General features: G+C 50.4%; 13 protein-coding genes and 1 other annotated feature. Of the genes, 7 read left to right on the top strand and 6 right to left on the bottom strand.

Annotation, left to right across the window (positions count from 1 at the left end):
* Positions 1-20 precede the first annotated feature (20 nt).
* Together rplS and J5067_RS20965 are read left to right on the top strand one after the other, a co-directional pair.
* Positions 21-368: a 50S ribosomal protein L19 gene (rplS, locus tag J5067_RS20970; protein ID WP_222157879.1), complete on the top strand. Its 348-nt coding sequence runs from the start codon at positions 21-23 to the stop codon at positions 366-368.
* 208 nt (positions 369-576) lie between these two features.
* The gene (locus J5067_RS20965; RefSeq protein ID WP_264651930.1) at positions 577-1,611 is read left to right on the top strand and encodes a hypothetical protein; all 1,035 of its coding nucleotides are present in this window, start codon (positions 577-579) and stop codon (positions 1,609-1,611) included.
* A gap of 28 nt (positions 1,612-1,639) precedes the next feature.
* Here J5067_RS20965 and J5067_RS20960 read toward each other — a convergent pair whose 3' ends face one another.
* Complete coding sequence (locus J5067_RS20960) at positions 1,640-1,987, bottom strand: DUF2799 domain-containing protein (protein WP_264651929.1); 348 nt, start codon at positions 1,985-1,987, stop codon at positions 1,640-1,642.
* A 36-nt stretch (positions 1,988-2,023) separates the two neighbouring features.
* The gene (gene btsR, locus J5067_RS20955) at positions 2,024-2,740 is read right to left on the bottom strand and encodes a two-component system response regulator BtsR (RefSeq protein WP_264645857.1); all 717 of its coding nucleotides are present in this window, start codon (positions 2,738-2,740) and stop codon (positions 2,024-2,026) included.
* 220 nt (positions 2,741-2,960) lie between these two features.
* On the opposite strand from btsR, the gene J5067_RS20950 reads away from it, so the two are divergent.
* Complete coding sequence (locus J5067_RS20950) at positions 2,961-4,034, top strand: 3-deoxy-7-phosphoheptulonate synthase (RefSeq protein WP_264645858.1); 1,074 nt, start codon at positions 2,961-2,963, stop codon at positions 4,032-4,034.
* A gap of 6 nt (positions 4,035-4,040) precedes the next feature.
* Positions 4,041-5,162 carry a bifunctional chorismate mutase/prephenate dehydrogenase gene (gene tyrA / locus J5067_RS20945; RefSeq protein WP_264645859.1) on the top strand — a complete coding sequence of 374 codons (1,122 nt, stop codon included), beginning with the start codon at positions 4,041-4,043 and terminating at the stop codon, positions 5,160-5,162.
* A 45-nt stretch (positions 5,163-5,207) separates the two neighbouring features.
* Here tyrA and pheA read toward each other — a convergent pair whose 3' ends face one another.
* From pheA to bamD, 4 genes are all read right to left on the bottom strand, one after another.
* Positions 5,208-6,365 carry a bifunctional chorismate mutase/prephenate dehydratase gene (pheA, locus tag J5067_RS20940; protein WP_264645860.1) on the bottom strand — a complete coding sequence of 386 codons (1,158 nt, stop codon included), beginning with the start codon at positions 6,363-6,365 and terminating at the stop codon, positions 5,208-5,210.
* A 53-nt stretch (positions 6,366-6,418) separates the two neighbouring features.
* Positions 6,419-6,542, bottom strand: a sequence feature (Phe leader region).
* Positions 6,494-6,541, bottom strand: a complete 48-nt coding sequence (gene pheL / locus J5067_RS20935) for a pheA operon leader peptide PheL (RefSeq protein WP_196907589.1) — start codon at positions 6,539-6,541, stop codon at positions 6,494-6,496. Its footprint overlaps the feature before it by 48 nt.
* Positions 6,543-6,702: 160 nt before the next feature.
* Positions 6,703-7,035, bottom strand: coding sequence for a ribosome-associated translation inhibitor RaiA (gene raiA, locus J5067_RS20930; protein WP_264626123.1), 333 nt, complete (start codon positions 7,033-7,035; stop codon positions 6,703-6,705).
* 324 nt (positions 7,036-7,359) lie between these two features.
* Positions 7,360-8,094: an outer membrane protein assembly factor BamD gene (bamD, locus tag J5067_RS20925; protein ID WP_264651928.1), complete on the bottom strand. Its 735-nt coding sequence runs from the start codon at positions 8,092-8,094 to the stop codon at positions 7,360-7,362.
* A 133-nt stretch (positions 8,095-8,227) separates the two neighbouring features.
* On the opposite strand from bamD, the gene rluD reads away from it, so the two are divergent.
* The 3 genes from rluD to clpB all read left to right on the top strand — a co-directional run bounded on the left by rluD (position 8,228) and on the right by clpB (position 12,665).
* Positions 8,228-9,205, top strand: coding sequence for a 23S rRNA pseudouridine(1911/1915/1917) synthase RluD (gene rluD, locus J5067_RS20920; RefSeq protein ID WP_264645862.1), 978 nt, complete (start codon positions 8,228-8,230; stop codon positions 9,203-9,205).
* Positions 9,206-9,215: 10 nt separating this feature from the next.
* Entirely contained in the window at positions 9,216-9,950 is a 735-nt protein-coding gene (gene yfiH, locus J5067_RS20915; protein WP_264651927.1) for a purine nucleoside phosphorylase YfiH, read from the top strand.
* 135 nt (positions 9,951-10,085) lie between these two features.
* Positions 10,086-12,665 (top strand): ATP-dependent chaperone ClpB, encoded by a 2,580-nt coding sequence (gene clpB, locus J5067_RS20910; RefSeq protein WP_264645864.1) that lies wholly within the window; start codon positions 10,086-10,088, stop codon positions 12,663-12,665.
* Positions 12,666-12,944 lie beyond the last annotated feature (279 nt).

Here is a 12,944-nt window from a genome sequence, read left to right as displayed (position 1 = left end):
CCTAGGGTAAGAGACATATTATGAGCAACATTATTAAGCAGCTTGAACAAGAGCAGATGAAACAGGACGTACCTGCATTTCGTCCGGGTGATTCCGTTGAAGTGAAGGTATGGGTCGTTGAAGGTAGCAAAAAACGTCTGCAGGCATTCGAGGGCGTGGTTATCGCTATTCGTAACCGCGGTCTGCACTCTGCATTCACTGTTCGCAAAATTTCTAACGGCGAAGGCGTAGAGCGTGTATTCCAGACTCACTCTCCGGTTGTTGACAGCATCACTGTGAAACGTCGTGGTGCAGTACGCCAGGCTAAACTGTATTACCTGCGTGAGCGCACTGGTAAGTCTGCTCGTATCAAAGAGCGTCTTAACTAAGAGTTCGCTAACGCGACATCCAAAAGCTTTTAGTTATCAAGGGTTTAGCCAATGGCTAAGCCCTTTTTTTATTTTTTTAATTATTGTACGTCCTTTCAATGTAATTATATTCGTGTATGTGATGGAAAGTATTGAGGTTAATGCCTCATGGTTAGTATTTTTACTTATGTGCTACTTTTGATTTTTCATCATCTATAGGAGCATATAAATGGCTAACCAAATATCTTCATTATCGACATATTGTGCATTTTTGAATGAGTACGAGAGTTCGATCTCTTCTGGAGAATGTAGTGTATTAAAGGGGGGGTTAGACTCACCAGAAAATAAAGTCGCACTGAGTGAGGATGCCAGGAAAATATTGAGGATCATAACGCTCGGTTTAAGCCATTATTTAATCCTGTATGTTGAGGGGAATAGAAGAGAATCAGCGTTATTAGATTATGTGAAAATGACAGAAATGCTGTTAGGGGCAATTGATGAAAATATGCAAAAAATTAATATCCCTTTGGGAAATGGGAAAAGAGTTGAGTTTACAGAAGAGGTGACCAGTAAAAATGGTTACTGTACTGTGATGCGTGAGACTCGTCCAGGGGTGGCGCATATTGGTACAAGAGAAGATAAAAAAGTCTATATAAACAAAACGCTATCTCAGATAGCGCGAACGTTGACTGTAGATGTACTCAACAATAAGCTAGAGCTTTCAGATAAATTTCCAAGTCTAATCGAACGAGCAACATGCATTAAGGCTAAAATGGATGCTGACGCTGAGATAGTGACAGTAGCTGAGAATGTGAAGTTAATTTACCCTCCGACACACCCAATGATCTATAAAGAAGAAACTATTGGTGCTGAGCTGAAAACTATATTTACGCAAGGAATGTATTCATTTGCCTTTATGACAAAGGTGAAGGATTTTCTTGGTATTATTGAACATGGTGAGCATAAAGTGTTAGGTGTCATTACGCCAAGCCAAAAGATGTATGTGTTTAGTGCGGCCAGCGGTAAAAATAAGCATGTAGGTAATAATAAAGAGGTTTGCTATATTAAATTAGATCTGGAACATGGTGCGGTGTTCAAAGATATATATGAAGTGTATAAATCCATTATCGAACATTTAAATGATGCTGATTATTCCAGTTCAACTGAATGCATCAATATGATAATTGATAAAATTAATCCTAATTCGGCACTTCCAGAAATTTATAGTGGAATAGGTAAGATTCCTGCATTAAAGGGTCGGTAACAATCGCGGATAATTTAGTGTATCTCAGCTAGTGACTTCCCCCACTAAACCAATTTGCTTTTAATTGCTCAGCATTCTCTACGCCATCACAACTGGCGGGAAAGTCTTTACCTGTTTTCCCCCATTCTTTCATTTGATCCGTATGACATAATATTGCCTGTCCATTCTGATAACCGCGTAAATAGGGAATTCGCTCAACGGCCGTATCGCCAGACCATTCCACCAGAGCATCGTTGTCTTTCACCACGTTTCCGGCCATGGCATCGTTGAGCCCCATGTTATACCAGAGGGAATGGGACTTTTCCGGTGACGGTGTCTGAGAGGTTTGACAACTGGCAAGCAACAATGTCAGGCATAACACGTATCCGAATCTCATCCCATTATCCTTATCAGAGGGCGGCTTCTGTTGGTATCAAGCAATACCCAGCTTCTCTTTCAAGCTTTTTAAATAGCGTCGGCTCACAGGAATATGTTTACCGGTGTGGGTAATGACTTCCGCACCACCGTTATCCATCAACTGTATCTCCTGAAGCAGTTCCGTGTTCACCATGTACTGGCGATGACAGCGTACAAAAGGCGTTTTCTCTTCCAGCGTTTTTAGCGATAGCTGGGTATAACCTGACTGATTGAGCCCTACTACATGGACGCCGCTCAGCTCTGAACAGAGGTATTCCACTTCTTCAATCTTAAGAAGAAAAATACGGTTGTGGCCGTGGCACGGGATATGCCTCAGCTGAGGCTCCGCAATAAGTTGTACATTTTTATTTACGGATGTGCCGCGACGAAGGCGATTGAGGGTTTTTGCCAGGCGCTGATTGTCTAGCGGCTTGAGCAAATAATCAAAGGCATGTTCCTCAAAAGCGCGTACCGCGTATTCGTCATAGGCGGTGACAAAAACAACATAAGGCATGCTGTCAGGATCGAGCATGGCAACCAGTTCCAACCCACTGATTTTCGGCATCTGGATATCAAGAAAGATCACATCCGGTTGCAGCCGGTTAATCACCGGTATCGCTTCCAGCGCGTTGCTGCACTGTGCTATCACCTCAATGTCATCTTCTTTATCCAGCAGTAGCAACAACTCTTCACGAGCCAGTTGCTCGTCGTCAATTAGGATGGCTCTCAGCATGCTTTCCCCCTGTTGCATTGATTCTATCACTATTTGCATTGAGATAAGCGAGGAAAGCCGGCGCTAGGCGAGGCAACCGAGAGATACGAGAGGTAGGGGGAATTAGTAATTTTAAATTTACACTGAATGGATTGAAATCTTTACATCTTGTGGTATCTTGGAATCAATGTGGCGGCGGAAAGCGCGCTACGCTACTCAAGAACTGTCCAGGAAAATGAACATGCAAAAAGATTCGCTCAACAACATCAATATCGCCGATGAACAAGTCCTGATCACGCCCGATGAGCTTAAAGCAAAATTCCCGCTCAATGTGCAAGAGGAGCAGGCCATTGCCACTGCGCGCCGTACCATTTCCGATATTATCCACGGTCGTGATAACCGTTTATTGGTGGTGTGCGGACCCTGCTCCATTCACGACACGGATGCGGCGTTGGAGTATGCCCGCCGCTTGCACACCCTATCAGATGAATTGAGCGATCGGTTGTATATCGTCATGCGTGTTTACTTTGAAAAACCGCGTACTACCGTCGGTTGGAAAGGCCTTATTAACGATCCTTACATGGATGGCTCCTTCGACGTGGAAGCGGGTTTACACATTGCACGTGAGCTGCTGCTGAACCTGGTGAACATGGGTCTGCCTCTGGCGACTGAAGCCTTGGATCCCAACAGCCCGCAATATCTGGGCGATCTGTTCAGTTGGTCAGCGATTGGTGCGCGTACTACTGAATCGCAGACGCACCGCGAAATGGCCTCAGGCCTTTCGATGCCTGTAGGGTTCAAGAACGGCACCGATGGGAGCCTGGGTACGGCGATTAATGCGATGAAGGCAGCGGCAATGCCACACCGTTTTGTGGGTATCAACCAAACCGGCCAGGTGTGCCTGCTGCAAACCCAGGGTAACAGTGACGGCCATGTTATTTTGCGTGGTGGCAAGCAGCCTAACTACAGCGCACAAGACGTAGCGGAGTGTGAAAAACAGATGCAGGCAGCGGGCTTAACGCCTTCACTCATGATAGATTGCAGCCATGGCAACTCGAACAAAGATTACCGGCGTCAACCGCAGGTGGTGTCATCGATTGTCGAACAAATTAAAGCCGGTAACCGTTCCATTATTGGCCTGATGCTGGAAAGTCATATTCATGAAGGCAATCAATCATCGGAGCAACCGCGTTCGGCAATGCAATATGGTGTGTCGGTGACGGATGCCTGTATCAATTGGGAAAGTACCGATGCGTTGCTGAGATCGGTGCATCAGGAGCTAGGGGCGGTACGCCGTTCATCGTTAGGAGAATAACAGAACATGGTTGCAGAACTGACCGCGTTGCGGGATCAGATTGACGAGGTAGATAAGGCGCTGCTTGGTTTGTTGGCGCGCAGGCTGGCATTAGTGGCAGAAGTCGGAGAAGTGAAAAGCCGCTATGGTCTCCCTATCTATGCTCCCGATCGCGAGGCTGCGATGCTGCGTTCTCGGCGTGAAGAAGCCGAGGCCCTCAACGTGCCCGCGGATCTTATTGAGGACGTTCTGCGCCGGGTGATGCGAGAATCCTACGCCAGTGAAAATGACAAAGGCTTTAAGACCCTGTGTCCGCAACTGCGGCCCGTTGTCATCGTGGGTGGGCGCGGGCAGATGGGACGTATGTTTGAAAAAATGCTGCGTCTGTCCGGCTACGAAGTCAGGCTGCTGGAAAAAGAGGATTGGCCGCAGGCCGAGAGCCTGTTGGCGGATGCCGGCATGGTGATCGTTAGTGTGCCGATTCACGTCACGGAACAGGTGATTGCGCAGTTACCGCGCCTGCCGGAGGATTGCATTCTGGTGGATCTGGCTTCGGTGAAAAATGGGCCGTTGCAGGCAATGTTGGCAGCACATTCCGGCCCAGTCGTGGGTTTACACCCGATGTTCGGACCGGACAGCGGCAGCCTTGCCAAGCAAGTGGTGGTGTATTGCGATGGCCGCCAGCCTGAAGCTTACCAATGGTTGCTGGAGCAAATTCAGGTATGGGGTGCCCGACTGCATCGCATCAGCGCGGTTGAACACGATCAAAATATGATGTTTATTCAGGCATTGCGTCACTTTGCCACTTTTGCCTATGGGTTGCATCTGGCGGAAGAGAATGTGCAACTTGAGCAATTGCTGGCGTTGTCTTCACCGATTTACCGGTTGGAGTTGGTGATGGTGGGGCGGCTGTTCGCGCAAGACCCACAGCTTTATGCCGATATCATCATGTCATCGGAAAATAATCTGGCCTTGATCAAACGCTATTACGCCCGTTTTGGCGAGGCGATTGCGCTGTTGGAAAGCAAGGACAAAGCGGCTTTTATCGCCAGCTTCAAGAAAGTGGAGCACTGGTTTGGCGATTACGCCCAGCGTTTTCAGGTGGAAAGTCGCGCCTTGCTGAAACAGGCTAACGACAGCCGCATCTAGAGATCAGTAGCGGTGCTCCCAGCCATGGGGCCGGGAGCACTACACTCAGTGCATCTCAACCGGGACGACGTTCTCGCTGGGGTAACAGCCGAGCACTTTCAGCGAGCGTGTAATGCCCGACAACTCTTTCAGCGCTTTTTGTAATCCATCTCCGCGCAGGTTAGCCTGCACATCAATATAAAACATCTCTTCCCAGGGGTTGCCGTAAATAGGGCGAGATTCCAGTTTTGTCATAATGATGTTGTGTTCGCGCAGTACCAGCAGGGCTTCCACCAATGCCCCCGATTGCTGACCCGTTGCCATAATCAAGGTGGTTTTGGCTGGCACTTGCTCTGAAACATCAATCGGCTTGCGCGCCAACACGATAAAGCGGGTGGTGTTTTGGGTCTGATTTGCCAGGTTATGTTCTAGCACGCGCAGTTGATAAAGTAATCCACCGGCCTCGCTGCCCAGCGCGGCGGCGTGTGGTGAATTCAATGATGCTACTTTTTCCATTGCCGCCGCGGTGCTTTCACAATACTCGATTTTCCACTGTGGATAGCGCTGGATAAAATGGCTGCACTGTTGGAAGGGCTGTGGATGACTGTAGACGGTGGTGATTTGGCTCAAATCCGTGTCGGTGGCGACCAGCATGCAGTGATCGATAGGGTGGGTGAGTTCGCCCACAATCGACAGACCGGTATGTTGCAGTAGATCGTACACGTCATTGATTGCACCTGACGTGGTGTTCTCAATGGGCAGTACGCCGTAGTCTGCCTGACCGGTTTCCACCATCGTAAAGATATCCTGAAACTTCAGGCAGCCACACTCAACCAACTGCTCAAAGTGGCGTGCGGTGTATTGCCGGGCTGCCAGATGGGAGTAGGAGCCTTTGGGGCCCAGAAAGGCGACGCGCGCCGAGTGAGAGCCGGTAGGGTTAAGATGGTGCTGCAACAGCGCCTGCTGCGTTAGCACCGAGTCTTCAATAATCAGTTGAAACAGGCGCGTAATATAGTGCCCATCAAGATGATAGGGTTTTGCCGCTTCGATAAGCTTATCCAGTAAATCTCTTTCTCGTTCTTTGTCGCGAATTGGGCGATGCGTATGTAACTTCGCGCGTGCCACTTCCAATGCCAACTCTCGCCGTTCGGCAAGCAGTTCAAGCAGTTTTAAATCCAACTCGGTGATGCGCTCGCGTAAGGCCAGTAAAGGGTTGTCTGTCATGGTTGTGTTACCTGTAAACTCATTTTATCCATACGGTGCGTATAAATAAGTGCATAAAAAAAGCCCCCTGTTCAGGAGGCTTTCTGGTTCGTCTTCGTATTCTTTCAATATGACGAATCGCCTCCCAATCAGGGGAAGGTAAAAAAGAATACGAAGAAAAACGGTGTGTGGCTCATTGGGTTCCTGTTAAGCGCTGGCGCTTTCATGGGTAAAAGTACCCCTGTAAAGTAACTGCTGGCTTTTCGTTCTGTCAACTAAAAAGCGAAGGGTCTTATCTTCAGAAACAAAAACGCGCCCTGACGGCGCGTTGTTGGCTACGGTAATCTGAAGGTTGCGGTTATGACAACTCAATATCTGCGTCTTTGACACCGGCCGTCGTTGCTCGACGAGCTTCTCCCTTATGCTGCATCTTGTTCAGTTGGCGCTCCAGTTTGGCGAGCAGCTCATTAATGGCAGCGTACATATCCTCATGCTTGGCGCTGGCGACCAAGGGACCATTGGGTGTGCTAATGGTCGCGTCGGCAACAAAACCCACCGGTTCTTTGGATAAAATAATATGTGGGTTAATCAGGTGAGTTTGCCATTTATCCAGCTTGGTTAGACGGTCTTCAACATGCTGACGTATTGCGGGGGTGATTTCCATTTGCTTACTGGTAATGTTGATCGTCATATAACATACCTCTCTGCTTTTGCCGTCTCACTTAGATAGCTTCAGCATAGCCGTAAATGGGATGAAAATCGTGATCTACATCACTTTTATTTGGCTGGTCGGATCACCGCGTTGCAATTTGTGAAGCACATTGAGGAAGCGTGACACAAGGCTTGAGACCTGATGCAACTGGTGGCATTATCAATGGGATCGGTAGCGTCCAGACAAGGGCAGTGGCGGGGTTATGCTTGGGTACTGTTCCCGCGTTGGAATAAAAAAACGGCAAATCAAGGTTGCCGTTTTTTTATGTTTGCGCGTGTGGGTGGGGGCCGTATTGCTTTCCCGTTAAGCGGGATTGGCCTCGACAATTTTCGCGACTTTATCCGCCTGACCCAGCAGTCGGAGTTCTCGATAAGCATTTTCCATCAACGGTAGCGCTCTTTTCGTCGCTTGCGTGTCCGGGAAATCACGCATCATTTGTTCTACACGATTAACAACGGCGACGTAGGCACCGCGTTTGGTGTAGTATTCCGCCACTGAAAGTTCGTATTTGGCTAAACGCTCTTTCAGGAATACCAGACGTTTGCCCGCATCCGTGGCAAACTGGCTGCGAGGATACGCTTGCAGCAACTGGCGGAAGTCACGAAAAGCCGCGCGTGCATATTGCGGATCGCGGTCAGAGCGGTCAACGCCGAAGAATCCCTGAAGTGCGCTATCATCCTGAGCCATGTTGGTTAAACCACGCATGTACAGCACATAGTCCACGCTCGGGTGAGTCGGGTTAAGGCGCAGGAAACGGTCAATGGAGGCTTGCGCCATCGCCAGTTCTGCGGATTTGTAGTAAGCATAAATCAGGTCAAGCTGCACTTGCTGAGAATAAGGCCCGAAAGGATATCGGTTATCCAATGCTTCCAACTGCGTGATTGCTGCTTTAAAGTTACCGTCCTGCAATTTTTGTTGAGCGGTAGCATAAATTTCAGAAGGCGGACTGTCTGGAACCGTATCCTTGGAGCTGCCGGAGCAACCCGCCAGCGCCAGGCTCAACGTGGCTGCAGCCACCAGATATTTCATACGCATCATAACGTTTTGATTATCCTCAGAGTGTTATGCCGGGAGACTGGCCGTTACGCTCCCGGGTAAGACTAGCTACAATAGTACATTATTTTAAACGGCATCGCCGCGAAAACCCAACGTTAACGAAGAAGCTGCAACTATGGCACAACAAGTACAACTCACCGCAACGGTGGCTGAGTCTCAACTCGGTCAACGGTTAGATCAGGCTTTGGCCGAATTGTTCCCTGATTATTCACGTTCTCGCATAAAAGAATGGATCCTGGACGATCGGGTACAGATTAACGGCAATGTGATAAATAAGCCAAAAGAGAAAGTGTTAGGCGGTGAAGCCATTACGATTGATGCCTTGATCGATGAAGAGGTTCGCTGGGAAGCACAAGATATCGCACTGGATATCGTTTATGAAGATCAAGACATTCTGGTGATCAATAAACCGCGCGATCTGGTGGTTCACCCGGGGGCGGGCAACCCGGACGGCACGGTGCTGAATGCGCTGCTGCACTATTTCCCGGCGATTGGTGACGTACCGCGTGCGGGCATCGTGCACCGCCTGGATAAAGACACCACGGGATTGATGGTGGTGGCGAAAACCGTGCCTGCGCAAACGCGGCTGGTAGAATCGCTTCAGGCGCGTGAAATCACGCGTGAGTATGAGGCCGTTGCGATTGGTCGCATGACGGCGGGAGGCACGGTCAATGAACCAATGAGCCGCCATCCCACCAAACGCACCCATATGTCGGTGCATCCCATGGGAAAACCGGCCGTCACTCATTACCGCATTATGGAGCATTTTCGCAACCATACGCGCCTACGCCTGCGTCTTGAAACGGGTCGCACGCACCAGATTCGTGTTCACATGGCACACATCAATCACCCGCTGGTGGGCGATCAACTTTATGGCGGCCGTCCTCGCCTGCCCAAAGGGGCATCAGAGGAATTGGTGACAGCACTGCGCACGTTCGATCGCCAGGCGTTACACGCGACCATGCTGCGCCTGTATCATCCCATCAGTGGGATAGAAATGGAGTGGCATGCACCCATCCCACAAGATATGGTTGATTTGATTGAGGTATTAAAAGCGGACGCCGAAGCGTTCAAAGATCAATATGACTGGTGATGAGAGGCTGATGACGAGCGAACTGATACTGCCTGACTGGCCTGCGCCGCAATCTGTGCGCGCCTGTAGTACCACGAGAAGGGGAGGCGTGAGCCAAACGCCCTATGATTCGTTGAATCTTGGTGCGCACGTAGGCGATCGGCCAGAGGCGGTGTTAGCTAATCGCCAGCGGCTGGTCACGCTGGCTGATTTGCCGGCCATGCCGCAGTGGCTAAATCAGGTGCATGGAACACAGGTGGTTTCATTGTCGTCTTCGACGTCAGGCGTGTTAACCGCTGATGCCGCCTACACCAACCAACCCGGTCTGGTGTGTGCGGTGATGACGGCAGACTGTTTGCCCGTGCTATTTTGCTCGGATAGCGGTGATGAAGTGGCCGCTGCGCACGCGGGCTGGCGTGGCTTGTGTTCAGGCGTGCTGGAGGCGACATTGCATCACTTTCGCGCCCCCACATCGTCCGTGATGGCATGGTTTGGGCCGGCGATCGGGCCGCAGGCGTTTGAGGTTGGCCCAGAGGTGCGTGATGCGTTCATTGAACAGCACCCCGCTGCAGCAAACGCTTTTATCGCTAAGGATAACAAGTTTATTGCCGATATCTACCAACTGGCTCGTTTACGCTTGCAGGCTCAGGGCGTGACGAAAATTTTTGGTGGCGATGCCTGTACTGTGACTCAGGCCGACAAATTTTTCTCGTATCGCCGCGATGGAACCACGGGTCGTATGGCAAGTTTAATCTGGCTGATATAACCTACTGAATTAAGACGATCCATGGCAAGTAACTGCAGTCTTCTCATTATTACTGGCAAAATAATCTTGAAATTTTGAGGGATGACCTCATTTAATCTCCAGTAGCAATTTTGACCAGTATGTATGGGAGGAGTTATGCGTCTGGATCGTCTTACCAATAAATTCCAGCTTGCCCTTGCGGATGCGCAATCTCTGGCGCTCGGCAAGGATCATCAATTTATCGACCCGTTACACGTCATGAGTGCGCTGTTGCAGCAGGAGGGCGGTACGGTCAGCCCGCTGTTAACCACGGCAGGTGTAAACGCTGTTCGTCTGAAAACTGACATTGAACAGGCCATCACGCGTTTACCTCAGGTGCAGGGCGTTGATGGCGATGTGCAACCCTCCAATGAGCTCGTCCGTACTCTCAATCTGTGCGACAAGATTGCACAGAAGCGCGGCGATGCATTTATCTCTTCTGAACTGTTTCTGCTGGCGGCGCTCGATACTCGCGGCACGTTGAGCGATCTTCTGGCGCGTGCAGGGGCAACCAAAGAAGCCGTCTCGAAAGCCATTGATCAGGTACGTGGTGGTGAACAGGTGAACGACCAAAACGCGGAAGATCAGCGACAAGCGCTTAAAAAATTCACCATCGATTTAACCGAACGCGCTGAACAGGGCAAATTGGACCCGGTTATTGGTCGTGATGAAGAGATCCGCAGAACCATTCAGGTGCTGCAACGCCGTACCAAAAATAACCCGGTGCTGATCGGTGAACCTGGCGTCGGGAAAACGGCAATCGTAGAAGGATTAGCGCAGCGTATCGTCAACGGCGAAGTGCCTGAAGGGCTTAAACACAAGCGCGTGCTGTCGTTAGATATGGGGGCACTGATTGCGGGTGCTAAATACCGTGGTGAATTCGAAGAGCGCCTGAAAGGTGTGCTGAACGATCTGGCAAAACAGGAAGGCAGCGTCATCCTGTTTATCGATGAGTTGCATACCATGGTTGGCGCGGGCAAAGCGGACGGTGCAATGGATGCGGGTAACATGCTGAAGCCCGCATTGGCGCGCGGCGAGTTGCATTGCGTTGGCGCGACCACGCTGGACGAATACCGGCAATACATTGAGAAAGACGCTGCGCTGGAACGCCGATTCCAAAAGGTGTTTGTGGCGGAACCCAATGTTGAAGACACGATTGCGATTCTGCGTGGGCTTAAAGAACGTTATGAATTGCACCACCACGTGCAGATCACTGACCCGGCGATTGTGGCGGCGGCCATGCTGTCGCACCGCTACATTGCTGACAGGCAACTGCCGGATAAAGCCATTGACCTGATTGATGAAGCGGCATCAAGCATTCGTATGCAGATGGATTCGAAACCGGAATCTCTGGATCGTCTGGACCGGCGTATCATTCAGTTAAAACTGGAACAGCAGGCGCTGAAAAAAGAGTCCGATGAGGCCAGTCAAAAGCGGTTGTCTCTGCTGAACGAAGAGCTTGAACAGAAAGAGCGCGACTACTCCAAACTTGAAGAAGAGTGGAAAGCAGAGAAAGCGTCTCTCAGCGGTACGCAAAATATCAAGGCCGCATTGGAACAAGCGAAAATCGAGCTGGAGCAGGCGCGCCGTCAGGGCGATCTCGCGCGTATGTCCGAGTTGCAGTATGGGCGCTTGCCCGAGCTTGAAAAACAGCTAGCGGCGGCGACGCAGGCGGAAGGCAAAACCATGCACCTGTTACGCAACAAAGTGACCGATGCCGAAATTGCCGAAGTGCTAGCAAGATGGACGGGAATCCCCGTCGCGCGCATGCTGGAAAGTGAACGAGACAAGCTGCTGCGTATGGAGCAACAGCTTCATCAGCGCGTTATAGGGCAAGATGAGGCTGTCACTGCCGTGGCGAACTCGATTCGTCGCAGTCGCGCAGGGCTCTCCGATCCTAACCGACCCATCGGATCGTTCCTGTTCCTGGGGCCGACCGGGGTGGGGAAAACCGAGCTGTGTAAAACGCTGGCGGCCTTCTTGTTCGATAGCGATGACGCCATGGTGCGCATCGATATGTCTGAATTTATGGAAAAGCACTCAGTGTCTCGTTTGGTCGGTGCACCTCCGGGATACGTGGGGTATGAAGAAGGGGGATACCTCACCGAAGCGGTTCGGCGGCGCCCTTATTCCGTGATCCTGCTCGATGAAGTTGAAAAAGCCCATCCTGATGTATTCAACATCCTGTTGCAGGTACTCGACGATGGGCGTTTGACGGACGGGCAAGGCAGAACGGTGGATTTCCGTAATACGGTTATCGTGATGACATCCAACCTTGGTTCCGATCTCATTCAGGAACATTTCGGTGAAATGGATTATGTTGGCATGCGTGACATGGTTCTTGATGTGGTGAGCCATCGTTTCCGGCCGGAATTTATCAACCGTATCGATGAGGTCGTGGTCTTCCACCCATTGGGCCAGGCGCACATCATGTCCATCGCACGTATTCAGTTGCAGCGGTTGTACAAACGACTGGAAGAGCGTGGTTATCAGGTCACGATGACCGAGGCTGCATTGGAGCAATTGGGGCTGAGTGGTTTTGACCCGGTTTACGGTGCCCGACCCCTTAAACGCGCTATCCAGCAGCAGATTGAAAATCCATTGGCCCAGGAAATCCTGTCGGGCAAATTGATTCCGGGGAAACCGGTCACCTTGGATATTGATGGCAACGAAAAGCACATTGTTGCCAGGCAGTAATTAACGCATTGTTATATATGGCAAAAATACCAGGCGGCACAGTTGTGCCGCTTTTTTTATACTGACTGGTTGTGTTAAAAATGAGCGCTTGGAATTTTTTTTGCATTTAGCGCTTGTCAGGGCGAAAGAAATCCCTATACTGCGCCTCCACTGACACGGCAACAGCGACACGCGGTTGTGGTAACGGTGAGAAGTAAAACGGAAAGCCAGACGCGAAATTGAAAAATTAACGTTGACTTTTCAGCGGTGCAGCGTAATATACGCCTCCCGCGCCACGGT

The organism is Candidatus Symbiopectobacterium sp. NZEC151 (genome assembly GCF_025962655.1).
Lineage (GTDB): Bacteria > Pseudomonadota > Gammaproteobacteria > Enterobacterales > Enterobacteriaceae > Symbiopectobacterium.
Note: the sequence above shows the minus strand (reverse complement) of the source record. Positions and strands in the feature narration are given on the sequence as shown.